This window comes from Deltaproteobacteria bacterium (genome assembly GCA_016709225.1).
Taxonomy (GTDB): Bacteria; Myxococcota_A; Polyangia; order Nannocystales; family Nannocystaceae; genus Xiheibacterium; species Xiheibacterium phototrophicum.
Window position 1 is genome coordinate 2,984,256 of the sequence record JADJEE010000001.1, and the last position, 25,499, is coordinate 3,009,754.

At 69.6% G+C, this 25,499-nt stretch carries 31 protein-coding genes; 12 read left to right on the top strand and 19 right to left on the bottom strand.

The features are described from left to right. Positions 1–2 precede the first annotated feature (2 nt). The 17 genes from IPH07_12140 to tuf form a co-directional block, all read right to left on the bottom strand. A complete protein-coding gene (locus IPH07_12140) occupies positions 3–365 on the bottom strand; it encodes a 50S ribosomal protein L18 (protein ID MBK6918142.1) in 363 nt (120 codons plus the stop codon). Positions 366–417: 52 nt separating this feature from the next. After that, positions 418–957: a 50S ribosomal protein L6 gene (gene rplF / locus IPH07_12145; GenBank protein ID MBK6918143.1), complete on the bottom strand. Its 540-nt coding sequence runs from the start codon at positions 955–957 to the stop codon at positions 418–420. A gap of 22 nt (positions 958–979) precedes the next feature. After that, positions 980–1,375, bottom strand: a complete 396-nt coding sequence (gene rpsH / locus IPH07_12150; GenBank protein MBK6918144.1) for a 30S ribosomal protein S8 — start codon at positions 1,373–1,375, stop codon at positions 980–982. A gap of 18 nt (positions 1,376–1,393) precedes the next feature. Further along, positions 1,394–2,050 (bottom strand): 50S ribosomal protein L5, encoded by a 657-nt coding sequence (gene rplE / locus IPH07_12155; protein ID MBK6918145.1) that lies wholly within the window; start codon positions 2,048–2,050, stop codon positions 1,394–1,396. A 10-nt stretch (positions 2,051–2,060) separates the two neighbouring features. Beyond that, entirely contained in the window at positions 2,061–2,378 is a 318-nt protein-coding gene (gene rplX / locus IPH07_12160) for a 50S ribosomal protein L24 (GenBank protein ID MBK6918146.1), read from the bottom strand. Beyond that, positions 2,378–2,746 (bottom strand): 50S ribosomal protein L14, encoded by a 369-nt coding sequence (gene rplN, locus IPH07_12165; GenBank protein ID MBK6918147.1) that lies wholly within the window; start codon positions 2,744–2,746, stop codon positions 2,378–2,380. Before rplN ends, rplX begins: the two co-directional genes overlap by 1 nt. Beyond that, positions 2,743–3,036 (bottom strand): 30S ribosomal protein S17, encoded by a 294-nt coding sequence (gene rpsQ / locus IPH07_12170; protein ID MBK6918148.1) that lies wholly within the window; start codon positions 3,034–3,036, stop codon positions 2,743–2,745. Before rpsQ ends, rplN begins: the two co-directional genes overlap by 4 nt. Next, a complete protein-coding gene (rpmC, locus tag IPH07_12175; protein MBK6918149.1) occupies positions 3,033–3,263 on the bottom strand; it encodes a 50S ribosomal protein L29 in 231 nt (76 codons plus the stop codon). Before rpmC ends, rpsQ begins: the two co-directional genes overlap by 4 nt. Further along, positions 3,260–3,676 carry a 50S ribosomal protein L16 gene (gene rplP, locus IPH07_12180; protein ID MBK6918150.1) on the bottom strand — a complete coding sequence of 139 codons (417 nt, stop codon included), beginning with the start codon at positions 3,674–3,676 and terminating at the stop codon, positions 3,260–3,262. Before rplP ends, rpmC begins: the two co-directional genes overlap by 4 nt. A 12-nt stretch (positions 3,677–3,688) precedes the next feature. Continuing rightward, positions 3,689–4,369: a 30S ribosomal protein S3 gene (gene rpsC / locus IPH07_12185; GenBank protein MBK6918151.1), complete on the bottom strand. Its 681-nt coding sequence runs from the start codon at positions 4,367–4,369 to the stop codon at positions 3,689–3,691. Positions 4,370–4,404: 35 nt separating this feature from the next. Then, complete coding sequence (gene rplV, locus IPH07_12190) at positions 4,405–4,743, bottom strand: 50S ribosomal protein L22 (GenBank protein MBK6918152.1); 339 nt, start codon at positions 4,741–4,743, stop codon at positions 4,405–4,407. A 4-nt stretch (positions 4,744–4,747) separates the two neighbouring features. Beyond that, a complete protein-coding gene (gene rpsS / locus IPH07_12195) occupies positions 4,748–5,023 on the bottom strand; it encodes a 30S ribosomal protein S19 (protein ID MBK6918153.1) in 276 nt (91 codons plus the stop codon). Between the two features lie 17 nt (positions 5,024–5,040). Beyond that, positions 5,041–5,865: a 50S ribosomal protein L2 gene (gene rplB / locus IPH07_12200; protein MBK6918154.1), complete on the bottom strand. Its 825-nt coding sequence runs from the start codon at positions 5,863–5,865 to the stop codon at positions 5,041–5,043. 4 nt (positions 5,866–5,869) lie between these two features. Then, complete coding sequence (gene rplW / locus IPH07_12205; protein MBK6918155.1) at positions 5,870–6,160, bottom strand: 50S ribosomal protein L23; 291 nt, start codon at positions 6,158–6,160, stop codon at positions 5,870–5,872. After that, entirely contained in the window at positions 6,160–6,816 is a 657-nt protein-coding gene (gene rplD, locus IPH07_12210) for a 50S ribosomal protein L4 (protein MBK6918156.1), read from the bottom strand. The genes rplW and rplD overlap by 1 nt, the downstream gene beginning before the upstream one ends. 7 nt (positions 6,817–6,823) lie before the next feature. Further along, entirely contained in the window at positions 6,824–7,132 is a 309-nt protein-coding gene (gene rpsJ / locus IPH07_12215) for a 30S ribosomal protein S10 (GenBank protein ID MBK6918157.1), read from the bottom strand. A gap of 175 nt (positions 7,133–7,307) precedes the next feature. Further along, entirely contained in the window at positions 7,308–8,501 is a 1,194-nt protein-coding gene (tuf, locus tag IPH07_12220; GenBank protein ID MBK6918158.1) for an elongation factor Tu, read from the bottom strand. A gap of 574 nt (positions 8,502–9,075) precedes the next feature. On the opposite strand from tuf, the gene IPH07_12225 reads away from it, so the two are divergent. The 12 genes from IPH07_12225 (at position 9,076) to IPH07_12280 (ending at position 22,395) form a co-directional block, all read left to right on the top strand. Then, positions 9,076–12,000 carry a tetratricopeptide repeat protein gene (locus IPH07_12225; protein MBK6918159.1) on the top strand — a complete coding sequence of 975 codons (2,925 nt, stop codon included), beginning with the start codon at positions 9,076–9,078 and terminating at the stop codon, positions 11,998–12,000. A 247-nt stretch (positions 12,001–12,247) separates the two neighbouring features. Continuing rightward, positions 12,248–12,409: a cbb3-type cytochrome oxidase assembly protein CcoS gene (gene ccoS / locus IPH07_12230; protein ID MBK6918160.1), complete on the top strand. Its 162-nt coding sequence runs from the start codon at positions 12,248–12,250 to the stop codon at positions 12,407–12,409. After that, complete coding sequence (ccoN, locus tag IPH07_12235) at positions 12,406–14,541, top strand: cytochrome-c oxidase, cbb3-type subunit I (protein ID MBK6918161.1); 2,136 nt, start codon at positions 12,406–12,408, stop codon at positions 14,539–14,541. The genes ccoS and ccoN overlap by 4 nt, the downstream gene beginning before the upstream one ends. Continuing rightward, on the top strand, positions 14,538–14,753 hold the full coding sequence (locus IPH07_12240; protein ID MBK6918162.1) for a hypothetical protein: 216 nt from the start codon (positions 14,538–14,540) through the stop codon (positions 14,751–14,753). Before ccoN ends, IPH07_12240 begins: the two co-directional genes overlap by 4 nt. Next, entirely contained in the window at positions 14,750–15,304 is a 555-nt protein-coding gene (locus IPH07_12245; GenBank protein MBK6918163.1) for a c-type cytochrome, read from the top strand. The genes IPH07_12240 and IPH07_12245 overlap by 4 nt, the downstream gene beginning before the upstream one ends. A 45-nt stretch (positions 15,305–15,349) precedes the next feature. Next, positions 15,350–16,729: a cytochrome c oxidase accessory protein CcoG gene (gene ccoG / locus IPH07_12250; GenBank protein MBK6918164.1), complete on the top strand. Its 1,380-nt coding sequence runs from the start codon at positions 15,350–15,352 to the stop codon at positions 16,727–16,729. Further along, positions 16,726–17,253, top strand: a complete 528-nt coding sequence (locus IPH07_12255; protein ID MBK6918165.1) for a FixH family protein — start codon at positions 16,726–16,728, stop codon at positions 17,251–17,253. The genes ccoG and IPH07_12255 overlap by 4 nt, the downstream gene beginning before the upstream one ends. Beyond that, complete coding sequence (locus tag IPH07_12260) at positions 17,250–17,960, top strand: sulfite exporter TauE/SafE family protein (protein MBK6918166.1); 711 nt, start codon at positions 17,250–17,252, stop codon at positions 17,958–17,960. Before IPH07_12255 ends, IPH07_12260 begins: the two co-directional genes overlap by 4 nt. Then, positions 17,942–20,356 (top strand): cadmium-translocating P-type ATPase, encoded by a 2,415-nt coding sequence (gene cadA, locus IPH07_12265; protein ID MBK6918167.1) that lies wholly within the window; start codon positions 17,942–17,944, stop codon positions 20,354–20,356. Before IPH07_12260 ends, cadA begins: the two co-directional genes overlap by 19 nt. Before the next feature lie 40 nt (positions 20,357–20,396). Further along, the gene (locus IPH07_12270; GenBank protein MBK6918168.1) at positions 20,397–21,056 is read left to right on the top strand and encodes a winged helix-turn-helix transcriptional regulator; all 660 of its coding nucleotides are present in this window, start codon (positions 20,397–20,399) and stop codon (positions 21,054–21,056) included. Between the two features lie 108 nt (positions 21,057–21,164). Then, entirely contained in the window at positions 21,165–21,749 is a 585-nt protein-coding gene (locus tag IPH07_12275; protein MBK6918169.1) for a protogloblin ApPgb, read from the top strand. A gap of 250 nt (positions 21,750–21,999) precedes the next feature. After that, positions 22,000–22,395 carry a c-type cytochrome gene (locus IPH07_12280; GenBank protein MBK6918170.1) on the top strand — a complete coding sequence of 132 codons (396 nt, stop codon included), beginning with the start codon at positions 22,000–22,002 and terminating at the stop codon, positions 22,393–22,395. 47 nt (positions 22,396–22,442) lie between these two features. On the opposite strand, the gene fusA is transcribed toward IPH07_12280, so the two are convergent. Together fusA and IPH07_12290 are read right to left on the bottom strand one after the other, a co-directional pair. Then, positions 22,443–24,575 carry an elongation factor G gene (fusA, locus tag IPH07_12285; GenBank protein ID MBK6918171.1) on the bottom strand — a complete coding sequence of 711 codons (2,133 nt, stop codon included), beginning with the start codon at positions 24,573–24,575 and terminating at the stop codon, positions 22,443–22,445. 62 nt (positions 24,576–24,637) lie between these two features. Further along, entirely contained in the window at positions 24,638–25,462 is an 825-nt protein-coding gene (locus tag IPH07_12290) for a hypothetical protein (GenBank protein ID MBK6918172.1), read from the bottom strand. Positions 25,463–25,499 lie beyond the last annotated feature (37 nt).

Consider the following 25,499-nt stretch of genomic DNA (forward strand, 5'->3'; position numbering starts at 1 on the left):
GATCAGAACTCCAGCCCGGCTTCGCGGGCAGCCTCGGCGAGCGCGCTGATGCGCCCGTGGTAAGCGTAGCCGTTGCGGTCGAACACGACCTTGGTGATGCCGGCGCCCTTGCAGGCCTCGGCGATCGCGGTGCCGACGAGCTTCGCCTCGCCGCTCTTGTCCTGGCCGGCGAGCTTGTCCTTGAGCTGCTTGCTCAGGGTCGAGACCGACACCAGCGACTGCGACGAGCTGTCGTCGATGACCTGCGCGTAGATGTGCTTGTTGCTGCGGAACACGGTCAGGCGCGGGCGCTCGGACGTGCCGGTGACACGCGCGCGCACTCGCAGCTTGCGCCGCAGGCGTTGTTCGAATGCTTTGTTGGCCATGATGATCCCGTGCCGAACGAAAGGCGGTGTCTCGTCAGGAGGCGGAAGCGGGCTACTTCTTGCCGCGCTTGCCTTCCTTGCGGATGATGGTTTCCTCGGCGTACTTCACACCCTTGCCCTTGTAGGGCTCCGGCGGACGGAAGTCGCGGATGTCGGACGCCACCTGGCCGAGCACGACGCGGTCGCAGCCGGACAGGATGAGCTTGTTGTCCTTGGTGACCTCGGCCTTGACGCCGTCGGGCAGCGGGTAGTTGACGCCGTGGGAGAAGCCCAGGGTCAGCTCGACGCTCTGGCCCTTGACCGCGGCGCGGTAACCGACGCCGATGATCTCGAGCTCGCGGGTGAAGCCCGTGCCGACGCCCGCGATCATGTTGGCCAGGCGCGCGCGCACCATGCCGTGCATGGCGCGGTGGCGCGAGTCGTTGGCCGCGCGGGTGAAGGTGAGCTGATCGCCCTTGTGCTCCATCGTGACGCCGTCGGGCATCTCGAAGCTGAGCTGGCCCTTGGGGCCCTTGGCCGAGACCGTACGGCCGGCGGTCGTGAGCGTCACGCCCTTGGGCACGGTGACGGGTGCATTGCCGATGCGACTCATGGTGGTGTCCTTCTTGCCCGCGCTACCAGATGCTGCAGACGAGCTCGCCGCCGACGCCAGCCTTGCGGGCGGCGCGATCGGTCATCATGCCGCGGCTGGTCGACACGATCAGGATGCCGAGGCCGTTGCGGATCTTGGGAATCTCGTCGTGGCTGGCGTAGCGACGCTGGCCCGGACGGCTGATGCGCTGCAGGCCCTCGATGGCCGACTGGCCCTCGCGGAAGCGCAGGTTGATCTCGATGGCGCCCTGGGGCCCCTCGGGCTTCCAGGTCACGTCCTCGATGTAGCCCTCCTCCTTGAGGATCTGGCCCAGGCGCAGCTTGAGCTTGCTGCCCGGCAGGACGAGGGAACGGTGCTTCGCGGCCACCGCATTGCGGATCCGCGTGAGCATGTCGGCGATGGGATCGGTCATGGACATCGTGCTCTCCTCGGTCTCTCAGGCGGCGCGGAACGGGACGCCGAGGTGGGTGAGCAGTGCGCGACCTTCGTCGTCGGTGCGGGCACTGGTGTGGATGCAGATGTTCATGCCGGGGACCTTCTCGAGCTTGTCGATGTCGACCTCGGGGAAGATGAGGAGCTCTTTGATCCCGAGGGTGTAGTTGCCACGGCCGTCGAAGCCTTTGCGGCTCACGCCGCGGAAGTCGCGGGTTCGCGGCAGGGCGACGGTGATGAAGCGGTCGAAGAAGTCCCACATCCGCGGGCCGCGGAGGGTGACCATGCAACCGATCTTCTGACCTTCACGGAGCTTGAAGGTCGCGATCGACTTGCGTGCGCGGGTCACCACCGGGCGTTGACCCGAGATGTTGCCCAGCGCCTCGAACGCCTGCTCGAGCAGCTTGGGCACGCGCAGGGCCTCGCCGAGGCCGATGTTGAGCGTGATCTTCTGCAGCTTGGGGATCTGCATCGAGTTGCTGTACCCGAACTCCTTCGAGAGGACGGGACGCACCTTCTCTTCGTACTTGAGCAACATCCGCGGCTTCTCGGTGCCGCCGCGGTTGCCGGGCTCATCCATCACATTGCGGAACTTGAAGGCGAAGCCGGTGTCCTTCTTCTTCTTCTGTCCGCCGCCACCCTGAGCTTTTGCTTCGGCCATGGTGGTGCTCCTACTTGTCGATCTGCTCGCCCGACTTGACCGCTACGCGTACGCGGCGACCGTCGGTGAGGGTTGAGATGCGCACGCGGGTGGGCTCGCCGGTCTTCGGGTCGGCCAACATCACGTTCGACAGGTGAATGGGGTACTCGCGCTTGATGCGACCGCCCTGGGGGTTCTGCTGGGTGGGCTTGACGTGCTTGGTGCGCACGTTGATGCCCTCGACGACCACGCCGTCGTCGGCGGGCAGCACCTTCAGCACGCGGCCGCTGGTGCCCTTCTGCTTGCCGGCGATCACGACGACCGTGTCGCCCTGCCGTACGCGCTGCATCACAGCACCTCCGGCGCGAGGCTGATGATCTTGAGGAACTTCTTGGCCCGCAGCTCGCGCGCGACAGGCCCGAAGATGCGCGTCCCGATGGGCTGCTTCTGGGCATCGATCAGCACCGCGCTGTTGCTGTCGAAGCGGATCACGCTGCCATCGGCGCGGCGCAGACCCTTCTTGCTGCGCACGACGACGGCCTTCATGACCGCGCCCTTCTTCACCTTGCTGTTCGGCAGCGCGTCGCGGATCGACACCACGATCACGTCACCCACCGAGGCGTAGCGGCGCTTGGAGCCGCCGAGCACCTTGATGCAGAACACCCTGCGCGCGCCGGAGTTGTCGGCGACGTCGAGGACCGATTCGACCTGGATCATACGGCCACCGCCTTCTCGACCACGCTCTGGAGGCGCCAGCGCTTGTCACGGGAGATCGGGCTGCACTCGACGATGACGACCTTGTCGCCGACGTTCGCCTCGTTGCGCTCGTCGTGGGCCTTGTAGCGCTTCCGCTCGTTCACGTACTTCTTGTACTTCGTGTGGCGGAAGCGACGGCTCACCTGCACCACGCAGGTCTTGTCCATCTTGTTGGACACCACGGTGCCGACGAGCTGCCGCTTGCGGCGGACCTCGGTGGCGGTGGTGGACGGCTCGGCTTGAGTGCTCATGTGGACGCCTCGCTCTGGCTTCGTCCGCCGGTGGCGAGCCCGAGCTCGCGCTCGCGGACGATGGTCTTGATGCGGGCGATGTCCCGCTTGAGCTTGCCCAGCTGAGCGCTGTTGCGCATGCGCTGGGTCGCGCGCGCGATGCCCAGCTTGATCAGCTGGTCGCGCAGGTCCTTCTCGAGCGTGACGAGCTCGTCATCGCTCTTGTCTCGCAACTCGGAGGGCTTCACAGCGCCGCCTCCCTCTTGATGACGCGGGTGTTGACCGGGAGCTTGTGATGGGCGCGGTGGAAGGCCTCGCGCGCGAGCTGCTCGGGCACGCCCTCGAGCTCGTAGATGACGCGGCCGGGGCGGACCACGGCGACCCAGTACTCCGGACCGCCCTTACCCTTACCCATTCGAGTCTCGGCGGGCTTCTTGCTCACCGGCTTGTCGGGGAAGACCCGCACGTAGAGCTTGCCGCCGCGCTTGACGTGGCGGTTGATGGCGACACGGGCAGCCTCGATCTGGCGCGAGGTCAGCCAGCCGCAGGTGGTCGCCTGCAGGCCGAAGTCACCGAAGTCCACCGTGTCGCCGCCCTTGGCGCGACCGGCCATGCGGCCCTTGAAGACCTTGCGAAACTTGACGCGTGATGGTGTGAGCATGGCGTCTCGTCCTCATCCTCGCTGCGGGTGCGGGAAGCGTTCTTGCTGACCGCCGCCGCCCTGTCGGTGGTCATAGACCTCACCCTTGAAGATCCAGCACTTCACGCCGATCGAGCCGGCGGTGGTGCGGGCCTCGGTGAAGCCGTAGTCGATGTCGGCGCGCAGGGTGTGCAACGGAATGCGACCCTCGCGGTACCACTCGCGGCGGCACATCTCGGCGCCGCCCAGGCGACCGGCCGCGTTCACGCGGATGCCCTTCGCGCCGAACTTCATCGCGGTCTGCACGGCACGCTTGAGCGCGCGGCGGAAGGCGATGCGTCGCTCGAGCTGCTGGGCGATGTTCTCCGCCACCAGCTGCGCGTTGACCTCGGCCTTGCGGACCTCCTGGATGTTGATGAACACCTCGGACTCGGTCAGCTTCTGGACGTCCTTCTTGAGCTGCTCGACGCCCGCGCCGCGCTTGCCGATGATGATGCCCGGACGCGCGGAGAAGATGTTGATCTTCACCTTGTTGGCGGCGCGCTCGATGGTGATCTCGGAGATGCTGGCGCTGTTGAGCTTCTGCTTGAGGACGCGACGCAGGCGCAGGTCCTCGTGCAGCCACTGCCGATAGCGCTGGTGCTCGAACCACTTGCTGTTCCAGGTCTTGACGATCCCGATGCGGAAGCCGACTGGATGTGTCTTCTGGCCCATGTGCTTGGAATCCTTCTTCGCGTGCGCCGCGGGCCTCAGCCCGCCGCGCCCTCGGCCAGCTCCACGAACACGTGGCTGGTCTTCTTGTTGATGCGGTTGGCGCGGCCCATCGCGCGCGGACGCCAGCGCTTGAGCACCGGCCCTTGGTCGACGAGCACCGTCTTCACGACCAGCACGTCGACGTCGCCCTGGCCCCGGTCCTCGGCGTTGGCGACGGCGGACACGAGCAGCTTGAAGAACTCGCGCGAGCCCGACTTGTTCATGAAGCGCAGCGAGTTGATGGCCCGCGTCACGGGCATGCCGCGCAACATCTTGGCCAGGACCCGCAGCTTGCGGGGCGCGATGCGAACGTGGGAGAGGCGTGCGGTCGACATGGCTTCACTTCTTCGCCTTGCGGTCGGCGGCGTGACCACGGAAGGTACGCGTGGGCGCGAACTCGCCGAGCTTGTGGCCGACCATGTTCTCGGTCACGTAGACCGGAATGAACTTGTTGCCGTTGTGGACCATGAGGTTGGCGCCGACGAAGGTCGGCAGGATGGTCGAGCGGCGCGACCAGGTCTTGATCGCGCGGCGCTGCTTGTCGCCGGCGGTGGCATCCACCTTCACGATCAGGTGGTCGTCGCAGAACGGGCCCTTGCGTACGGAGCGTGGCATCGGTCGGAATCCTCGGGTTACTTCGCGCGACGGGAGACGCGGTAGACGTCGGTGCGCTTGTTGTTGCGGGTTCGCAGGCCCTTGGTCTGCTTGCCCCACGGCGAGCGCGGGTGACCGCCGCCGGAGGTACGGCCTTCGCCACCGCCCATCGGGTGGTCGACCGGGTTCATCGCGACGCCGCGGTTGTGGGGGCGACGGCCGAGCCAGCGGGTTCGTCCGGCCTTACCGAGGCTGATGTTGGTGTGCTCGGAGTTCGACAGCGTGCCGATGGTGGCGCGGCAGTCGGCGTGCACGCGGCGGAGCTCGCCCGAGGGCAGGCGAACCAGCGCCCAGTCACCGTCACGCGCCATCAGGCGGGCAACGCCGCCGGCGGCCCGGACCAGCTGGGCGCCACGGCCGATCTTGAGCTCGACGTTGTGGATCTCGGTGCCCGACGGCATCGCGCGCAGCGGCAACGTGTTGCCCGGCGTGATGTCGGCCTTGGCCGAAGCGATCACCGTCTGGCCCACGCCGAGTCCGGCGGGCGCCAAGATGTAGCGCTTCTCGCCGTCGGCGTAGTGCACCAGCGCGATGCGGGCCGAGCGGTTCGGATCGTACTCGATGGTCGCGACCTTGCCGGGCACGCCGAACTTGTCGCGCTTGAAGTCGATCGAGCGATACAGGCGCTTGTGACCACCGCCGCGGAAGCGCGAGGTGATGCGACCGGCGTTGTTGTGGCCCTGCGAGCGGTGACGAAAGCCGGTGAGCTGCTTGTGCGGCTTCTCGGCGGTGACGTCGGCCTTGTCGCTGACCGTCATCGTTCGACGGCCGGGGGAGGTCGGCTTGTACTTCTTGATGGCCATGGCGTCAGCCCTCCTCGCCGTAGAGGTCGATCGAGTCCTCGCTGTGCAGGGTCACGATGGCCTTCTTCCACGACGGCTTGCGGCCGTAGTAGCGGCCCACGCGGCGGAGGTCCGAGCGGACCACCTGCGTGCGCACCCCGACCACGCGGACGCCGAACACCATCTCGACCGCGGAGCGGATCTCGATCTTGTTGGAGTCCTTGTGGACCTCGAACACGTACTGGTTGTTGGCCGAGACGAGGTCGTTGCTCTTCTCGGTCACAATCGGCCGCACGATGACTTGATGCGGTGTGATCACGCTGCACCTGCCGCGGCGCGCTTGGGCACCGTCTTCTTGAGTCGTTCCTCGAGCGCGCGGATGGCCCCTTCGGCGATCACGAGCTTGGGGTACTTCAGGATGTCGTAGACGTTGAGCCCGCGGACATCGAGGAAGTTCGCCTGCGCGAGGTTCTTCGAGGTGCGGCGCAGCCACTCGTTGTCGCCGGTGTCGACCAGCAGCGCACGCGGGGCCTTGATCGCCAGCAGGCCCTGGGCCAGCAGCTTGGTCTTGGGCGCATCGCCGGCGAACGCCTTGACCACCAGCAGATCACCCGCCTGCGCCCGCAGCGACAGCGCCGAGCGCAGCGCGCCGGCCATCGCACGCTTGTTGACGTGCAGGATGTAGAGGTGCGGCACGGGGCCGTGCACGCGACCGCCCTTGGGGTACAGGTTGGTGCGCTTGTTACCGTGACGCGCGCCGCCCGAGCCCTTCTGCTTGATGTACTTGTCCTTGGTCAGGTTGACCTCGCTGCGGCCCTTGACCTTCGCGGTGCCGCGGCGCTTCGCAGCGCGCAGCGACCGGACGGCCTCCCACAGCAGGTGCTCCTTGACCGGCGCCGCGAACACGCCGTCGTCCAGCTCGATGGAGCCGGTGGCGTTGCCCTGCAGATCGATGACGGAAAGCTTCGCCATGGCTACCTCAGGTCTTGATCTCGACGTCCACGCCGGCCGAGAGATCGAGCTTCATCAACGCGTCGAGCGTCTGCTTGTTGGGTTCGAGGATGTCGAGCAGCCGCTTGTGGGTGCGGATCTCGAACTGTTCGCGCGACTTCTTGTCGATGAACGGCCCGCGGAGCACCGTGTACTTGTTGATCTTGGTCGGCAGCGGAATCGGACCGGCCACGGTCGCACCCGTACGCCGCGCGGTGTCGGCGATTTCACGCGCCGACTGATCGAGCAGCTTGTGGTCGTAGGCCTTGAGCCGAATCCGGATCTTGAGGTTCTCCATCGGAGCTCTCCGGGGGGACGAAAAAGGAGCGGACGAAAACGGGGAAGTCGGTCTCACACGCCGCCGCGGTCGGCGGCGTGCGAGGGAGGGAGCGTCGGGCGGGTGCCCGTCGTCCCCGGGGTGGTCCCGGCCGCGTGGCCGGAACCGAGGACGCCGCCGCAGCGGCGGCGTCAGGTCAGGTGATGATCTTGGTCACGACGCCGGCGCCGACGGTCTTGCCGCCCTCGCGGATCGCGAACTTCACACCCTCTTCGCACGCGATCGTGCAGATGAGCTCGACCTCGAGCTCGATGTTGTCGCCCGGCATGACCATCTCCACGTTCTCGGGGAGGTGGATGTTGCCGGTCACGTCGGTGGTGCGGAAGTAGAACTGCGGGCGGTAGCCCTTGAAGAACGGCGTATGGCGGCCGCCTTCTTCCTTCTTCAGCACGTACACCTGCGCCATGAAGCGCGTGTGCGGCGTGATCGACTTCGGCTTGCACAGCACCTGGCCGCGCTCGACGTCCTCGCGCTTCACACCGCGAAGGAGCAGACCGACGTTGTCACCGGCCTGGCCCTGGTCGAGCAGCTTGCGGAACATCTCGACGCCCGTGATGGTGGTCGTGACGGTGTCCTTGATGCCGACGATCTCGACTTCCTCGCCGACCTTGACCACGCCGCGCTCGATGCGACCGGTCACGACCGTGCCACGACCCGAGATCGTGAACACGTCCTCGACCGGCATCAGGAACGGCTTGTCCAGCTCGCGGACCGGCTCCGGGATCCAGGCATCGCACGCCTCCATGAGGTCGAAGATGCACTTGGCGTCCGGGTGCTCCCAGTTGGGAGCGTTCAGGGCCTTGAGCGCCGAGCCACGCACGATCGGGGCGTTGTCGCCGTCGAACTCGTACTTGCTCAGCAGGTCGCGCAGCTCGACCTCGACGAGCTCGATCATCTCGTCGTCGTCGACCATGTCGCACTTGTTGAGGAAGACCACGATCTTCGGGATGCCGACCTGACGACCGAGCAGCACGTGCTCGCGAGTCTGGGGCATCGCGCCGTCGGTCGCCGCGACCACGAGGATCGCGCCGTCCATCTGCGCCGCACCGGTGATCATGTTCTTGATGTAGTCGGCGTGGCCGGGGCAGTCGACGTGCGCGTAGTGGCGCTTCTCCGAGTTGTACTCGACGTGCGCGGTCGAGATGGTGATGCCGCGCGCGCGCTCCTCGGGGGCCTTGTCGATCTGGTCGAACGGGATGGCAGCGGCCCAACCGCGCGACGACAACACCTTCGTGATCGCCGCGGTCAGCGTGGTCTTGCCGTGGTCCACGTGGCCGATGGTGCCGATGTTCACGTGGGGCTTGTCGCGGACGAACTTTTCCTTCGCCATGTTCGTGATTCCTCTACAGGTGGGTTGGGTTCCGGTTGGAGCTTCGAATGCGCGTGCGCGCGGAGATCAGGGAGTCGGGGTGCTGAGAAGGGCCCGCGAGCCGGGCGATCCGCCTCCTCGAGTTCGGGAGGGGGTGTCGCTCGGCTGGGGCCTTCGCTTGCGACCGTGGGCCCGTGGTCGAGCAGCGGTCGGGCGGGGCATCGCCAGTCGCACTGCGCTTGGGGCAGTGCAGCTCGGTCGATGCATGAAGCAGTGGAGTGGAAGGTGAAGCGACTCCGTGGACGGGTCCGAGCCGCGGAAACTCCGGGCCGGGGCGCGAGTCTATAGCCGAACCTCCGCCGCGATCGCAAGGGACGGCTCGGCGGAATCGGAGGGTCACGCGCCTGCGGGCCGTGAGGTGGCGCTCGATCGGGCCGGTGTGGCGGCCCGCGGGGCGTGCCGCGGCGATCGCGAGGCGCGGCGCAGGGGCGCGGAGCCCCGCGCGGGGCCTTCCTTTACGACGCGGAGCCTCGACAGGCAAGGGTCGGCGGGATCCCGGCGCCTCGCGACCCGCGCGTTATCCTCGACCGTGGCAATGGACCCGCCGACCGATCCGCTGCTGCGCACCGTGATGGACGGGAGCGCCGCCGCGGACGCAGGGGTCGCCGACATCGGCCCCGAGATCGGGCGCTACCTCGTCATCGATCAGATCGGCGCCGGCGGGATGGGCAGGGTCTTCCGTGCCTACGATCCCAAGCTCGGCCGCGAGGTCGCGCTCAAGCGCCTGCACGTGCGCGTGGGCCCGCGCTCGAACGACGGCGCCCGGATGCTGCGCGAGGCCAAGGCGATGGCGCAGCTGGCCCACCCCAACGTGGTCTCGGTGTTCGACGTCGATCTCGACCACGGCGCGCTGTTCATCGCGATGGAGTACGTCGAAGGCGTCACGCTGCGTACGTGGTTGCGGCGACGCGCGCCGAGCTGGCGTGCGGTGCTCGGCATGTTCGTGCAGGCCGGCCGCGGCCTCGCGGCCGCGCACGCGCAGGGCATCGTGCATCGCGACTTCAAGCCCGCCAACGTCATCGTCGGCACCGACGGTCGCGCCCGCGTGATGGACTTCGGACTCGCCCGCGCCGCCAGTGACGACGACTCGGGGATCTTCGACGCAGTGCCCGACGCATTCGCGCCGCGCGTCGAGGGCGACGACGGAGATGCGGTGATCGACGTCGGCGACACCCTGACGGCCGACGGCACGGTGGTGGGCACGCCGCCGTACATGGCGCCGGAGCAGCACGTCGCCGAGCCGGTCGACGCGCGGACGGATCAGTATGCCTTCTGCGTGTCGCTGTGGGAGGCGCTGTACGGCGCGGTGCCGTTCACGGGACGCGATCTCGGCGAACTGGCGGCCGCGAAGCTGATGGGCTCGCCGAAGGCCCCCACGGGCGCGCGCGTGCCGGCGGCCCTGCAGGCGGTGCTGCAGCGGGGCCTGCAGCCGCGACCGGAGCATCGCTGGCCCGACATGGACGCGCTGCTCGACGAGCTGCAGCGGCGCACGATGCCGCGGCGCTGGGGCGCCCCGGTGGCACTCGCTGCGGTCGCTGCGGTGGCGGGCGTCCTGTGGTGGCAACGCGCGCCGGCGTGCAGCGATGTCGCGAGTGCCCACGCGCAGGTGTTCGACGACGACGCGCGCGCGCGGGTCGACGCGGCGCTCTCGGCTTCGCGCCTGAGCTACGCCGCCGACACCCGCACGCGGGTGCTCGCGAGCCTCGACGCCTGGTCGCAGGCATGGGCGCAGGCCCACGTGGAGGCCTGCGAGGCGACGCGGGTGCATCACGAGCAGTCGGACGAGGCCCTCGATCTGCGGATGGCTTGCCTGCGGGCGCGCGCGGGTGAGCTGAACACCGTGACCGATCTCCTCGCCGCCGGCGACGACGCGGTGCTCGAGCGGGCGGTCGAGCTGACCCTCGGCCTCGGCCCGCTCGAGGGTTGCGCGGACGCATCGGCGTTGCGCGAGCGCACCGCGCCCGGCGACTCGCCACAGCAGCGCGCCGCGATCGACGACGTGCGCGCGCGGCTCGAACAGGCCCGCCTACAGTCCCGCGCCGGTCGACACGAGGCCGCGCTCGAGCTCGCCGAGCAGGCTCGCGCCGACGCGCTGGCGATCGATCACCCGCCGCTGCACGCCGAGGCCGAGCTCGCGGTCGGCATGCTGCTCGACGCACTCGATCGCCCCGAGCCAGCGCGGGCGTCGTTCGAGCGAGCGCTCGACACGGCGCTGGCCCATCGTGCGCAACACACCGCCGCGAGCGCGGCCGTCGAGCTCACCTCGCTGCTGTCGAACGAGAACGGCTCGGCCGAGCCGTCCATGTGGTTGGCCCGCACCGCCCTGGGGCTCGCGCAGGGCGACGGCAGCGATCCGCGGCTGGTCGCCGACGCGATGCTGGTCTACGGCGAGGTCTTCGCCGACCGCGAGCTCGAGCTCGAGGCCGAGCCGTACTTCGCGGGCGCGCTGACGCAGCTCGAGCAGGCGGTCGGCCCCGAGCATCCGGATCTGATCGGTGTCCTCATCGCCAACGCGCAGCTGTTGCACGTGCTCGGTCGCATCGAGCAGTGCAACGCGTATCTGCAGCGCGCGCTCGCAATCGCCGAGGCCGCCTTTGGTCCCGATCATCCCAAGGTGGCGTCGGCGCTCACGCAGCTGGGCTGGTCGGCGTTGGGCGACGGCCACATCGACGAAGCGCTGGCGGACTTCGATCGCGGTCTCGCGATCGTCGAGGCCGCCTATGGCCCCAACCATGACCGCGTGTGGTCGATGATGGGCATGCGCGCGACGGCGCTCGGCGAGCTCGGCCGGCTCGACGAGGCCGCGAGCGCGACCGAAGAGGCGCTTCGGCGCATGGATGGTCGCGTGCCCGAGGCCCACCCGGCGCGCGCATCGACGCTGCACAACCTCGCCCACATCTACTCGCTGCAGGGCGATCACAGCCGCGCCGCCGCGACGCTGCGCGAGACGGTGCGGTTGCGAAGGATCGCCGGCAACCGCGGCCTGGTCGCCGCGGGCCTCGGCGCGCTGGGACGCGAGCTGGTCGCGCTCGCGCAGTGGAGCGACGCCGAGGCCGTGCTGCGCGAGGCCTCGACCCTCGAGGCCGCCTCGCACGCCGACGACGGGGCCTACTTCGCGTTCGCGGACATCGAGCTCGCCAACGTCCTCCTCCACGCGGGCCGACGGGAGGAGGCCCGCGGGCTGCTCGAGACGGCGCTGGGAAAGATGGGGCCCGACGCCTTCTTCATCGGGCGGCCCGAGGCCGAGTTCAGGCTCGCGCAGATCCTGTGGGAGCTCCCCGCCGAGCGACATCGCGCCGTCGCACTGGCCGAGGCCGCGCTGGCGCGCATGCCCGGCATCCCGCCCAACTACCGCGACGAGCAGGAGCAGGAGATCCGAACCTGGCTCGATCAGCACACGCTCGACGACCCGGAGAGCATCCTGGTGCCGGCACCGACGGACGCGGTCGCACCGCGCTGACGCAGCCCGCCTGGTTGCGTGGGCGTCCCGTTCTGGCGCACGACCGGCGACGTTTCACACGCGCCGCGCCGAGTTTGCGCGTGCATCGACCACGACACTTGCTTCGCCTCAGGCCTCCCCCGAGCTGCGCCCGCGATTTTGTCGCGACGCGCAAGCGTTGCGTGGTTCGGCCGCAAGGCAGGCAACGCGTTCATTGGTGCACGTCGTTCGCGGGCGTTACGAGTGGGCAAGAGCGTCGACTCGAGCCATGGGCGTCCTTTATGCGCTGATCCCCCTCGCCGCCCTCATCGTGGCGGTCGCACTGCTGGCATTCCGCTGGGCAGTGCGCTCGGGCCAATTCGACGACCTCGACACCCCTCCTTTGCGCGTCGTGTTCGACGACTCCACCGAAGGCGAGACCAAGTCATGACCCAAGTCACCGTCAAGTACGACGACGCGATCGTACGTCGCTTCGCGCTCGCGACCCTCGTGTGGGGCGTGGTCGGCATGCTCGCCGGCCTCTGGCTCGCACTGGAGCTCGCGAGCCCCAGCTTCAACCTGGGGATCCCGCAGATCCAGTTCGGACGCCTGCGGCCGCTGCACACCAACGCGGTGATCTTCGCGTTCGTCGGCAACGGCATGTTCGCCGGCATCTACTACTCGACCCAGCGCCTGCTCAAGGCGCGCATGTTCAGCGACATGCTCTCGAAGGTGAACTTCTGGGGCTGGCAGCTGATCATCGTGGCGGCCGCGCTGACGCTGCCGATGGGCATCACCACGAGCAAGGAGTACGCCGAGCTCGAGTGGCCGATCGACATCGCGATCGCGCTGGTGTGGGTGGTGTTCGCGATCAATCTGTTCGGCACGCTGGCGCGCCGTCGCGAGAAGCACCTCTACGTGGCGATCTGGTTCTACATCGCGTCGGTCATCACGGTCGCGATGCTGCACATCTTCAACTCGCTCGCGGTGCCGGTCTCGCTCTTCAAGAGCTACTCGGTGTACGCCGGTGCCCAGGACGCGCTGGTGCAGTGGTGGTACGGCCACAACGCGGTGGCGTTCTTCCTGACCACACCGTTCCTCGGGCTGATGTACTACTTCATGCCCAAGGCCGCGAAGCGCCCGGTCTACAGCTACCGGCTGTCGATCATCCACTTCTGGGCGCTGATCTTCCTCTACATCTGGGCCGGGCCGCACCACCTGCTCAACTCGGCCCTGCCCGACTGGGCGCAGTCGATGGGCACGGTGTTCTCCGTGATGCTGCTGGCGCCGAGCTGGGGCGGCATGATCAACGGCTTGCTCACGCTGCGCGGCGCGTGGGACAAGCTCCGCACCGACGCGATCCTGAAGTTTTTCGTGGTCGCGCTGACGTTCTACGGCATGTCGACCTTCGAGGGTCCGATGCTGTCGCTCAAGTCGGTCAACGGCCTGTCGCACTTCACCAACTGGACCATCGCCCACGTCCACGCCGGCGGCCTGGGCTGGAACGGCTTCTTCATCTTCGGGATGCTCTACTGGCTGATGCCGCGGCTGTGGAGGACGCAGCTGCACAGCCAGGCGCTCGCGACCGCCCACTTCTGGCTGGGCCTGCTCGGCATCGCGACCTACGTGCTCAGCATGTGGTCGGCGGGTGTCAGCGAGGGCCTCATGTGGAAGGAGTTCGACGCCGAGGGCCGCCTGGTCTACAGCGCGTGGGCCGAGATGGTGCCGTCGCTGCGCGCGATGTACTGGGTGCGCGTGCTGGGTGGGGCCATGTTCATCGCCGGCCTGCTGGTGATGATCTGGAACCTCTACAAGACCTGGCAGACCCGCGGCGACGTCGCCGACGAGACCGTCACCTACGACATGCCGGAGACCAAGAAGGAGGCCACGTCGAGCGTCGACTGGCACCACCGCCTCGAGGGACGTCCGCTGGCGTTCTCGGTCGGCGTGACGATCGCGGTCGCGGTCGGTGGGTTGTTCGAAATCATCCCGTCGATGGCGATCAAGACCAACATCCCGACCATCAGCTCGGTGCACCCCTACACGCCGCTCGAGCTCGCGGGTCGCGACATCTACATCTCCGAGGGCTGCGTCAACTGCCACTCGCAGATGGTCCGGCCGTTCCGCGAGGAGACGCTGCGCTACGGCGACTACAGCAAGCCCGGCGAGTTCGTCTACGACCGCCCGTTCCTGTGGGGCTCGCGTCGCATCGGCCCCGACCTGCTGCGTGTCGGCGGCAAGTACCCCGACTCCTGGCACTACAACCACATGCTCGACCCGCAGACGCTGTCGCCGGGCTCGCTGATGCCCAGCTACGCACACCTGTTCGACGACGAGCTCGACCTCGGAGACATCGACGCGAAGATCGCCCTCTTTCACGACACCTTCGACGCGCCCTACACCAGCTACGAGCTCGACCATGCCGAGGTGCTGGCGAGGGGCCAGGCGGCACAGATCGCCGACGGTCTGATGAACGAGAAGCTGCCCGACGTGCGCACGAAGAAGATCGTCGCGCTCATCGCCTACCTGCAACGGCTCGGCACCGACATCCGCGCGGCGACGAGCGAGGAGTCCGCCGGATGAAGAGCGAAATCCTATCCCGCACGGAGCTGCTGTTCCTGCCCGAGATCGCGCTGGTGCTGTTCGTCGCCGTGTTCGTCGGCGCGCTGTACCTGGTGCTGCGCCCGGGCGCGAAGCAGGCCTACGCCAACCAGCGGTTCCTGGCGCTCGACGCCGACGACCGCGCCGAGTTCGATCGCGACGGCAAGTTCGCCGCGGTGGAGGTGGAGTCATGAGCAAGGTAGAAGACCGCAGCTTCGACTACGACTACGACGGCATCCAGGAGTACGACAACCCGCTGCCGCGCTGGTGGGTGTACCTCTTCATCGGCACCATCCTCACCGCCGTCGTCTACATCCCCTACTACCACTTCGGCCCCGGCGTGCTGCCGATGCAGGCGTGGGCGCAGGACATGGAAGAGTGGAACCGACTGCACCCGCCGGTGCCGCTGCCCGACGAGAACGAGCTGGTCGCGATGGCGAGCGACGATCCCAAGCTGCCCGAGCGCGGCAAGGGCATCTTCCAGGTGCGGTGCGCTTCCTGCCATGCCGCCGATGGCGGCGGTCAGGTCGGCCCCAACCTCACCGACGACTTCGCCCTGCACGGCTACTCGCGCGCCAACATCGTCAAGGTCGTGCACGACGGCGTCACCGCCAAGGGCATGATCGCGTGGGGCCGTCAGCTGTCGCGACAGGACATCGTCGCGGTCGGGCTCTACGTGTACAGCCTGCGCGGCACGAAGCCCGCGAACCCAAAGGCGCCGCAAGGGGATCCAATCACCGACTGATGCCGCCGCCCTCGTCGGGCCGGCGCCGCACCGGAGAGCACGACCATGGACACCCCCGCAGGACCCCTCGAAGCGCCCAAGACCATCGGCAAGGGCGGCCGGCGCGTGTGGCTCTACCCCGAGTGGTTCCGCGGCCGCATGCTGACCTGGCGCTCCATCGTGCACGGGGTGTTGGTCGCGATGCTCATGGTCGGGCCGTGGATCGACATCGGCGCGCACCCGGCGATCCGCGTCGACATCCCCGGCCGCCGCATCCACTTCTGGGGCCTGCACCTGTTCGCCACCGACGGCGCCTACCTGATGTTCCTGCTCGGGTTCATCGTGCTGTCGGTGTTCCTGTTCACGGCGCTGTTCGGCCGCGTCTGGTGTGGCTGGGCCTGCCCGCAGACGGTGTTCGTCGAGTCGCTGGTGCGACCGATCGAGCGCCTGCTCGAGGGCAACGCGCACCAGCGCCAGAAGCTCGACGCGGCGCCGTGGACGGCCGGAAAGATCGCCCGCAAGCTCACCAAGTACGCCGCCTACCTCGTGATCGCCGGTGGCATCGGCACCACCTTCACGGCCTACTTCCTCGGCCGTGACGGCACGTTCGAGGCCCAGCTGCACCCCAGCAGCCACCCCGCGGGGACCTTCACGTTCCTGTTCATCACCGGGCTGCTGCTGTTCGACTTCGCGTACTTCCGCGAGCAGGTGTGCCTGGTGGTGTGCCCGTACGGCCGCTTCCAGTCGGCGCTGCTCGATCGCAATTCGCTCACCGTCGTGTATGACGACCCCCGCGGCGAGCCCCGCGGCAAGAAGGGCACGAAGGACGTCGGGGACTGCGTCGACTGCCGCCGCTGCGTCACGGTGTGCCCGACCGGCACCGACATCCGCCGCGGCGTGACGATGGAGTGCACGCAGTGCATGGCGTGCATCGATGCTTGCGACGACGTGATGGCGAAGCTGCAGCGCCCCAAGGGCTTGATTCGCATCGCCAGCGAGAACGCGATCGCCAAGCAACCGCAGAAGATCATCCGCCCCCGCATCATCCTGTACGGTGGCGCGCTGGCGGCCGTGATGCTCGCGTTCGCGATCGGCGTGGCGGGGCGCAGCGACATCGAGATCAACGTCAGCCGTGCCGTCGGAGCGCCCTACGCCACTGGCCCCGACGGCCGCGTGCAGAACACCATGCAGCTGCGCATCGCCAACAAGGGCGAGGGCCTGCGCGCGTTCACCGTCGAGGCGGTCGCGCCGGCCGATCTCGAGGTCGTCGCACCGATCTCCCCCTTCGAGGTCGGGCCGGGCCTGGTCGAGCACATGCCGGTGTTCCTGCTGCGCGACCCGGCCACGATCCGCGACCGCCACGAGACCGTCACCCTTCGCGTGAAGGACGGCGGCGAGTGGTCCGAGGAGATTTCCACCGAGTTCATCTCGGGAGGTCCGCAATGAACGCTCCTGTTGCTCTGCCGATGGCGCCGCGTCGCTCGCCGTGGCCGTGGGCGATCGCGCTGGGCCTCGGTGCCGGCGTCGCCGCCAATCTCTGGATGGTGTCGATCGCGGTGCGCAACGGCTCGGTGCCGGTGCCCGGCGACATCCAGCACGAGCTGGTCGCCTACGAGGACGTCGCGTCCGCGCACCGGGCCGCCGCGGCGCTGGGCTGGCGCGTCGTGCTCGATACCTGCGTGCCGGTGCCCGCCGCCGAGGCGACGGCCGCCTGTCGCATGACGGTACACGTCACCGATGCCGTCGGTCACGCGGTGTCAGGCCTGCGCGGCAGCATCACCGCACGACGGGGCGACGACGCCCGCTTCGATCGCGAAGCCGCGATCGTCGGCCGCACCGACGGCGACTACGAGGTCGTGTTGCCGCTGGTCCGCGGCGGACTCTATCGCCTCGACGTCGCGCTCGACGGCGGTGCGGCGCCGTGGATCGGCACACGCGAGCTGCTCGCGCGGGAGTCGGGCACGCCATGATGTTCCTCTCGATCGTGTTCGCGAGCCTGCTGGGCAGCCTGCACTGCGCGGCGATGTGCGGCGGCATTGCGACGGTCGCGGCGGCCGGCGGCCCCGGATCGTCGCGGGCGCGTCGCCTGTGGGGCGCGCTCGCCTACCACGGCGGCCGCGGACTCGGCTACGTCGGGCTCGGCGCGATCGCAGGCTCGTTCGGCGCCGGGCTCGATCGCGGCGCGATGGCGAGCCTGGGCGTGCAGGACGTCGCAGCGGTGGTGATGGGCGCGGTGTTGCTGGTGATGGCGCTGCGTCCTTGGCTGTCGCGGAGCGCACCGCTGGTGCGTCTGCGCCGGACGCCATCGCGCTCGCCGGTGTCGCGCTGGCTCGCGAGCGTACTGCCACGCGGTGGTGCGGTCGGCTGCGGCACCGTGGGACTGCTGACCGGCGCCCTACCCTGCGGCTGGCTGTGGAGCTTCCTGGTGGTCGCCGCCGGCACCGCCCACGCCGAGCACGGCGCGCTGGTGATGCTGGCGATGTGGCTCGGTACGCTGCCGAGCCTCGTGGGCGTGACGCTGCTGGCTGGCCTGGTGGGCCCGCGACTCGGGCGACTGGCGCCCAAGCTCACCAGTGCGGTGCTGGTGGTGGTCGCGATCGCGACCATGACCGGCAGGCTCGCGCCGCACTGGCACGCCGACGACGACGAGGAACCCACGTGTTGCCATCATCCGTGAGCTCGAGCTGTGCGCACTGCGGCCTGCCGGCGCCCGCCGGCGAGGCACCGGTGTTCTGCTGCGACGGCTGCGCGACGGTCTACGCCGCGCTGTCGAGCTGCGGGCTGTCGGACTACTACGCACTGCGCCGCGAGCTCGCCGATGCCGAGCGCACCCGGGGTGCGATTGCCCCCGCCGATCCCCACCGCTACGCGTGGCTCGACGACGACGCGCGCTTGGCCGAGCACGGATTCACGCCCGGCGAGGTCGTGCTGCGGCTGACGGGGCTGCACTGTGCCGCGTGCGTGTGGCTGCTCGAGCGACTCCCGCGGGCGCTGCCCGGCGTGCTGCGGGCGCGCGTCGACTACGGCAAGGCGACACTGTCGCTGCGGTGGGATCCGCAGGCGATCGCACTCTCGCACATCGCGGCATTCGTGCACGACCTCGGCTATCCCGTGCGCCTGGTCGCGTCCGAGGCCGAGGACCTCTCGCGCAAGCAAGCCCGCGCCCAGCTGTGGCGCATCGGCGTGACCGGTGCGCTGGCTGGCAACACCATGATGGCCGCGTTCGCGCTCTATGCCGGCGAGCTCTCGGGCATGGACGGCAGCTTCGAGCGGCTGTTCTCGTGGCTCGGGCTGGGTTTCGCGCTGCCGGTGGTGACGTGGGGCGCGTGGCCGTTCCACCGCGGCGCGCTCGCGGGCCTGCGCATGCGGAGCTTCCACATGGATCTGCCGATCTCGATCGGCATCGCGGCGGGCTTCATCGCCAGCGCGTGGAACACCGTGACCGGCCACGGCGAGGTCTACTTCGACACCGTCGCGATCCTCGTGTTCTTGCTGCTGCTGGGGCGGCGCCTGCAGACGTGGGGGCAGCAACGCGCGCAGACCCGCGGCGAGCTGATGGCCACGCTGCTGCCGGCGATGGCCGAGCGGGCCGAGGCCGGCGGCTGGTCGGCGGTGCGCAGCGACAAGCTCGTGCCGGGCGATCGCGTGCGCGTCGCGACCGACGCCCGCGTGCCCGCCGACGGCGAGGTCGTGGCCGGCCGCAGCCACGTCGACGTCGCGCTGCTCACCGGCGAGTCGGTGCCAGAGGCGATCGCCCCGGGCGCCGGCGTGTTCGCGGGCGCGATCAACATGGGTCCGGCGTTCGAGCTCGAGGTGCGCAAGGTCGGCGACGGCACGCGACTGGGGCAGGTGCTCGCACGCGCTTGCGACGACGACGCGCGCCAAGCCGACGTCGTGCGGCTGGCCGATCGCATCGCGGGGTGGTTCGTGCTCGCGGTGCTGGGCCTCGCTGCGGCCGGGGGCGCGGTGTGGTGGTGGCTCGCGCCCGCGCACGCGTTCGATGTCGTGGTCGCGCTGCTGGTGGTCTCGTGCCCGTGCGCGCTGGGCCTGGCCACGCCGATGGCGCTGTCGATCGCGCGCAGCCGCGCCGGTCATCAGGGCCTCATCCTGCGCTCCGCCGCCGCGCTCGAGCCGCTCGCGCGCGTGCATCGGGTCGTCATCGACAAGACCGGCACGCTCACGGAGGGGCGCCTGCGCATCGTCACCCACGACGTGCCCGAGACCATGCGCGCCAGCGTGGCCGCGATGGCCCGTCGCAGCCGTCATCCGGTCGCGCGTGCGCTGGCCGCCTGGGCCGACGCGAGCGACGCGGCCACGATCGAGGACTTCGAGGAGGTCCCCGGCGCTGGCATGCAGGCGCGCTGCGACGGCGTCATCGTGCGCATCGGCAGCGCGGCCTGGCTCGGCGGCGGCGAGCGACCGCTGGTGAGCGCGGCGCTGGCCGCCGCTCAGACCCCGGTGCTGGTGGAGCGCGACGGCGTCATCGTCGGCGGCTTCGCGATCGCCGACCGCATCCGCGACGAGGCACCGGAGCTGCTCGCCCGCATGCGTGCGCTCGGACTCGAGGTCGCGTTGCGCAGCGGCGACGAGCCGCAGGTGGTCGCCGCGGTCGCGGCCCGCCTCGGCATCGCCGACGCGCGCGGTCGCTGCTCACCCGAGGACAAGGCCAAGGACGTCGGGCTCGCGCCGTCGATCATGATCGGCGACGGCATCAACGACGCGCCGGCACTGCGCGCGGCTTCGGTCGGTATCGCCGTGCGCGGCGGTGCCGAGGCGGCGCTCGCGGTCGCGGATGCCTACGTCGCACGCGGTGACCTCCGCGACGTCGCCACGCTGCTCGAGGGTGCACGCGCGACGATGACGGTGGTGCGCCGCAACCTCGGCTTCTCGCTGCTGTACAACCTGGTGTTCGCGTCGCTGGCCCTGGCTGGCATGGTCACGCCGCTGCTGGCCGCGATCTTGATGCCGCTCAGCTCGCTCACGGTGATCGGCAGCTCCATGGTCGGCGGCATCGCACGGCCGCAGCGACCGGCCACCGCGGCCGCCCCGGTCGCGCGCCCGCGCACCGCTTGACATATTAGGAGTCCTAATTCATAGTCGAGCCCAGGTCGACATGGGCAGACGCACCGTCACGGTCTTCGATCGCGAGTCCGAACCTCTCGAGCGGCGCATCGCCACTGGGCTGCACAAGCTCGGCCTCGCGATGAAGCACGAGGCGTGGTCGCGCGCGAGCGCAGATGGGCTCTCACCGACGCAGGGCCACATCCTCTCGATGCTCGTCAACGAGGGGCCACTGCGCGCCAGCGAGGTGGCCGCGAAGCTGGGCGTCACGCCGCCGACCGTGGCCGACGCGGTGTCGACCCTGGTCGACAAGGGCATGCTCGAGAAGCGTCCCGATCCGTCGCACGGACGCGCGCTGCTGCTTCATCCCACCGCGCAGGGCCGCACGCTCGCGCGTCGGGTGGCGACGTGGCCCGACTTCCTCGCCACCGCCTGCGAGGCGCTGCGCGCCGACGAGCAGGCGGTGTTCCTCACCGGCGTGGTCGCGATGATCCGAGCGCTCCAGGCCGACGGTCGCATCGCGCAGGCGCGCATGTGCGTGGGCTGCCGCTACTTCCAGCCCCACGTGCACGACGGCGCCCTGCCGCATCACTGCGCGTACGTCGACGCGCCGATGTCGGCGTCGCATCTGCGGGTCGAGTGCGCCGAGCACGAGCCCGCGGCCACGGCCGACGCCGACGCGCAGTGGCAGCGCTTCCGCGACCCCGGCTAGCAGCCCGCGCCGACGCGCATCCCTTGGGTTTCCTCCGCACCCGTCGGCATGTCGCCGGTCGGGTGGTTGCGGGCGCATGCCCACGTCGTCCTCGAGAAGGAGCAGATCATGTCCATCCCCGGCTACACCCATGGCACCGCGGCCGTCGGCCGCTCACCGGTCTCGCTCGAGACCTTCGCGCAGATGAAGGCGAGCGTGCTGTTCGGCGACGACGACGTCGCGGCGCTGCGCAGCTCGCAGGCGATCGTCGCCGACGAGGTCGAGGCGATCCTCGACGTCTGGTACGGCTTCGTCGGCTCGCAGCCGCACCTGCTGGCGTCGTTCACCGGCCGCAGCGACGGCAAGCCGCAGGGCGACTACCTCGCAGCGGTCCGCCGCCGCTTCGGCCAGTGGATCCTCGACACCGCACGCGCCGAGTACGACCAAGCGTGGCTCGACTACCAGCACGAGATCGGGCTGCGACACCATCGCGCCAAGAAGAACCGCACCGACGGCGCCGACGCAGCCGAACTGGTGCCGTTTCGGAATCTGTTCGCGCTGGTGGTGCCGATCACCTTCACGCTGCGACCATTCCTCGCGGCCAAGGGCGCCAGCGCGACGCAGGTCGAGGCGATGTTCGCCGCGTGGCTGAAGAGCTGCCTGCTGCAGGTCACCCTGTGGAGCCACCCCTACGTCAGAGACGGGGACTTCTAGCGTCGCGCGCCACCAGAGGCCCCAACGTGCAGCCCTGCGGTTCGCCTCGGGGGCGGCACGAGGTCGACGTCGCGTGAAGTGACGCCACCCCCGGGATGCCCCTGACACGCGCATTGATTGCACGCTCGCGCCGATGCGCCGCAACCGTTTCCACTGTGCGGGGCGGCCAAACTGCACTACATGAACACCGCGAGCGCATCGCATGCGGCTCGAGCGGGTCCGTGAAGGGGTCCGCGAAAGGACAGCAGCCATGAAACCCACCACGTTCGTTCGACTCGGCGCCCTCAGCCTCGCGTTCGGCCTCCTGGCCGTCGCCTGCGGCGGCGGTGGCGAGCAGAAGAAGAAGTCCAGCGCCGACCCGGCAGTGGTGGCCGAGGCCAAGCAGATCTGGGACACCCGCTGCGCGACGTGCCACGGCCCGCAGGGCATGGGCAACGGCCCCAACGCGGCCCAGCTCAAGACCAAGCCGCGCACGTTCAAGGACGCCGACTGGCAGAAGAACACCACCGACGAGCGCATCAAGCAGGTGATGGTCGAGGGTGGTGCGAGCGTGGGTCTGTCGGCCGACATGGCCGCCAACCCCGACCTCAAGGACAAGCCCGCCGTCGTCGAGGAGCTGCTCGCGATGGTGCGCAGCTTCAGCTGACGCGAAGCACTCGGGCGCGACCGGCTCGCGGCGCGGGCCGGTCGCCGTCAGTACCCGCGCATGCGGGTGATGATCGCCTGCTGCACGTCGTGCGGCACCACGTCGTAGTGGCTGAACTGCATCGTGTAGCTGGCGCGCCCCTGGGTCGCCGAGCGGATCGCGGTCGAGTAGCCGACCATCTCCGCCAGCGGCACCTCGGCCCGGACGATCTGCGCGGTGCTGCGACCGCCCTCGGTGGAGGCGCGCGCGGGCTCCATGCCCATGATGCGACCACGTCGACCGTTGAGGTCCGACACCACGTTGCCCGTGAAGTCGTCGGGCACCACCACCTCGACCGCCATGGTCGGCTCGAGCAGCACCGCACCGGCCTCCTCGAAGGCCTGCATGGTCGCCATCGCGGCCGCGGCCTGGAAGCTCGCGTCCGACGAGTCGCCCTCGCGGTGGGTCGCGCCGACCAGGCGCACCTCGGTATCGATGACGGGGTAGCCCAGCAGCGGGCCACGGGTGAGCGCGTCCTCGCAGCCGGTCTTGGTCGACTGCACGAACACCGGCGGCAGCCCCGGCTGGCCGGTCGGGGTCTTGGGCACGCTGGCCTCGAAGGCGTTGCCGCTGCCGCGCTCCCGCGGTGCCAGCTCGAGCACGACCTTGGCGTACTGCCGCTTGCCGCCCGCGTCGCGCTCGTACTCGAGGGTCTTGCCGATCGGCCGCGATAGCGTCTCGCGGTAGGCGACCTGCGGCTTGCCGACGTGCACCTCGAGCCGGTGCTCGCGCATCATGCGGTCGATGATGATCTCGAGGTGGAGCTCGCCCTGGCCGCACACCAGGGTCTGACCACTGTCGCGGTCCTGCTGCACCTGGAAGCTGGGGTCTTCGCGGACGAAGCGCGCCAGCGCCTCGTCGAGCGCGGGCTGATCGGCGGCGGTCTTGGCCTCGATGGCGCGGAAGATGACCGGCTCGGGAATCTGCATGCCGGCCAGCACCACCCGCTCCTTGTCGTCGGCGAGCACCAGCGTGTCGCCGGTGCCGGTCCACTTGAGACCGACCGCGGCCGCGATGTTGCCGACGCCGACCTCGTCGATCTCGGCGGTCTTGTTGGCGTGCACCTGCAGCAGCCGCTGGGGCTTCTCCTTGCGGTTCTTGCTGGCGTTCTGCAGCGCGTCCTTGATGCGGAGCTTGCCGGAGTACACCCGGAAGAACACCAGCGGCCCGCGGTGGGGGTCGAACAGCACCTTGAACGCGAGCGCGAGGAACGGGTCATCGTAGCTCGGTGCGCGCAGCACGGTGGCGCCGTCGCCCTCGCGGATCGCCTCGACCGGCGGCAGATCGTTCGGCGCAGGCAAGAAGTCGATCACCGCATCGAGCAGCGGCTGCACGCCCTTGTTCTTGAGCGAGCTGCCGCAGAGCACCACCACGCCGCGGTTGGCCAGCGTCGCGCGGCGCATGGCCGCGCGCAGCAGCACGGCGTCGACCTCGACACCCTGCTCGAGGTAAGCGGCCATGATCTCGTCGTCGACCTCGCCGACCGCCTCGACCAGTTGCATGCGCGCCGCCAGGGCCTGCTCGTGCAACGCACTGCCGGCGACCAGCGCAGTCCGCTGGACCTGCTCGCCGTGCTCGCCCACGAAGCGCAGCTCCTCGAGGGTCAGGAGATCGATGATGCCGGCGAAGTCGCCCTCGAGGCCGATGGGGATCTGCGCGACCATCGGATGCGCGCCGAGGCGATCGCGCAACATCCCGACGGTGAGCTCGAGGGTCGCGCCGACGCGATCGAGCTTGTTGACGAAGGCCAGCCGCGGCACATGGTAGCGATCGGCCTGCCGCCACACCGTCTCGGACTGCGGCTCCACACCCGACACCGCGTCGAACACCGCGATCGCGCCGTCGAGCACCCGCAGCGAGCGCTCGACCTCGACCGTGAAGTCGACGTGGCCGGGGGTGTCGATGATGTTGATGCGATGCTCCCGCCAGTGGCAGGTGGTCGCGGCGGCCGTGATGGTGATGCCCCGCTCCTGCTCCTGCGGCATGTAGTCCATCACCGCGGCGCCGTCGTGGACCTCGCCGATGCGGTGCGTGATGCCGGTGTAGAACAGGATGCGCTCGGTGGTCGTGGTCTTGCCGGCATCGATGTGGGCCATGATGCCGATGTCGCGGATGTGGCGGATGTCGAGCGCAGAAGCCATGGCAAACCGATCCTGTGGAGATCGCTCGTGGGCTTATAGCCCGCGCGACCGCGAACCGGCAATCACAGCCACGGACCGCACGCACCGGGCACGCGGCCGCTGCAGGTGCCGTCGATGCAGTACGCGGTGAAGCTCGCCGGCGGTGACGCGACGGTGTCGGGCGCACACGGCCGGGTGTCCCACGCCGCACCAGCCGGGCACGGCTCGCCGGCCTCGGCGCGCACGCGGCAAGTGCCGGCGGTGTCGTCGCACCACAGCGCGAGCTCGCACGGCTGCGCGTCGCTGCACGCGGCGTCGAGCCCAGCTCGCGCGGCGCACGTGCCCGCGGCGGCCTCGCAGAAGAGGCCCTCGGCGCACGTCGCCGCGGCCCCGTCGCAGGGCTCCCCGAGCGCGCGGATCGAGGGGGTCGCGCGCGTGCCACAGTGCCCGTCGCCGCCGTCGGCGAGGCACACCTGCGACGCGGGGCAGCTGGAGGCCGCGAATGCGCGCCCAGCAATCGACGCGCATGGCTCGTCGCCCCCGGCCATGCCGGTGGCGAGCACGCAGTACGGCACCGGCACCGCCGCGGCCGGGTCGTCGCATGGCGCAGCGGAGGCCCAGTAGCCCAGCACGCGCTCGAAGCACCCGGCGTCGAACTCCACCGCCGCATCACGCAGCGCGACCGCGTCGTCGTCCCAGCGCGCGTGGATCTCCGCTCGGCACATCGCGACGTCGACGAAGCCGGTGGTCGCGCACGGGCAGCGGAACATCGCATCGCAGCGGGCCTCGGCGTAGCGATCGACGGCGTCGGGCGGCCACGGCGCGCTGCCACCGTCGTCGTCGCGCGCTGGCCCGCAGCCGCCGAGCACGGCGATCACCCACGCGCGCGCGAGCCGGGCCCCCCTCACCTCGCCATCGTACGCCGCCTTCGCGCGCCCCGGCGGC

Bases quoted from the DNA above. Each gene is read 5' to 3' on its own strand.
- IPH07_12140 (MBK6918142.1), bottom strand. From the start codon at position 365: ATGGCCAACAAAGCATTCGAACAACGCCTGCGGCGCAAGCTGCGAGTG.
- rplF (MBK6918143.1), bottom strand. From the start codon at position 957: ATGAGTCGCATCGGCAATGCACCCGTCACCGTGCCCAAGGGCGTGACG.
- rpsH (MBK6918144.1), bottom strand. From the start codon at position 1,375: ATGTCCATGACCGATCCCATCGCCGACATGCTCACGCGGATCCGCAAT.
- rplE (MBK6918145.1), bottom strand. From the start codon at position 2,050: ATGGCCGAAGCAAAAGCTCAGGGTGGCGGCGGACAGAAGAAGAAGAAG.
- rplX (MBK6918146.1), bottom strand. From the start codon at position 2,378: ATGCAGCGCGTACGGCAGGGCGACACGGTCGTCGTGATCGCCGGCAAG.
- rplN (MBK6918147.1), bottom strand. From the start codon at position 2,746: ATGATCCAGGTCGAATCGGTCCTCGACGTCGCCGACAACTCCGGCGCG.
- rpsQ (MBK6918148.1), bottom strand. From the start codon at position 3,036: ATGAGCACTCAAGCCGAGCCGTCCACCACCGCCACCGAGGTCCGCCGC.
- rplP (MBK6918150.1), bottom strand. From the start codon at position 3,676: ATGCTCACACCATCACGCGTCAAGTTTCGCAAGGTCTTCAAGGGCCGC.
- rpsC (MBK6918151.1), bottom strand. From the start codon at position 4,369: ATGGGCCAGAAGACACATCCAGTCGGCTTCCGCATCGGGATCGTCAAG.
- rplV (MBK6918152.1), bottom strand. From the start codon at position 4,743: ATGTCGACCGCACGCCTCTCCCACGTTCGCATCGCGCCCCGCAAGCTG.
- rpsS (MBK6918153.1), bottom strand. From the start codon at position 5,023: ATGCCACGCTCCGTACGCAAGGGCCCGTTCTGCGACGACCACCTGATC.
- rplB (MBK6918154.1), bottom strand. From the start codon at position 5,865: ATGGCCATCAAGAAGTACAAGCCGACCTCCCCCGGCCGTCGAACGATG.
- rplD (MBK6918156.1), bottom strand. From the start codon at position 6,816: ATGGCGAAGCTTTCCGTCATCGATCTGCAGGGCAACGCCACCGGCTCC.
- rpsJ (MBK6918157.1), bottom strand. From the start codon at position 7,132: ATGGAGAACCTCAAGATCCGGATTCGGCTCAAGGCCTACGACCACAAG.
- tuf (MBK6918158.1), bottom strand. From the start codon at position 8,501: ATGGCGAAGGAAAAGTTCGTCCGCGACAAGCCCCACGTGAACATCGGC.
- IPH07_12225 (MBK6918159.1), top strand. From the start codon at position 9,076: ATGGACCCGCCGACCGATCCGCTGCTGCGCACCGTGATGGACGGGAGC.
- ccoS (MBK6918160.1), top strand. From the start codon at position 12,248: ATGGGCGTCCTTTATGCGCTGATCCCCCTCGCCGCCCTCATCGTGGCG.
- ccoN (MBK6918161.1), top strand. From the start codon at position 12,406: ATGACCCAAGTCACCGTCAAGTACGACGACGCGATCGTACGTCGCTTC.
- IPH07_12240 (MBK6918162.1), top strand. From the start codon at position 14,538: ATGAAGAGCGAAATCCTATCCCGCACGGAGCTGCTGTTCCTGCCCGAG.
- IPH07_12245 (MBK6918163.1), top strand. From the start codon at position 14,750: ATGAGCAAGGTAGAAGACCGCAGCTTCGACTACGACTACGACGGCATC.
- ccoG (MBK6918164.1), top strand. From the start codon at position 15,350: ATGGACACCCCCGCAGGACCCCTCGAAGCGCCCAAGACCATCGGCAAG.
- IPH07_12255 (MBK6918165.1), top strand. From the start codon at position 16,726: ATGAACGCTCCTGTTGCTCTGCCGATGGCGCCGCGTCGCTCGCCGTGG.
- IPH07_12260 (MBK6918166.1), top strand. From the start codon at position 17,250: ATGATGTTCCTCTCGATCGTGTTCGCGAGCCTGCTGGGCAGCCTGCAC.
- IPH07_12270 (MBK6918168.1), top strand. From the start codon at position 20,397: ATGGGCAGACGCACCGTCACGGTCTTCGATCGCGAGTCCGAACCTCTC.
- IPH07_12275 (MBK6918169.1), top strand. From the start codon at position 21,165: ATGTCCATCCCCGGCTACACCCATGGCACCGCGGCCGTCGGCCGCTCA.
- IPH07_12280 (MBK6918170.1), top strand. From the start codon at position 22,000: ATGAAACCCACCACGTTCGTTCGACTCGGCGCCCTCAGCCTCGCGTTC.
- fusA (MBK6918171.1), bottom strand. From the start codon at position 24,575: ATGGCTTCTGCGCTCGACATCCGCCACATCCGCGACATCGGCATCATG.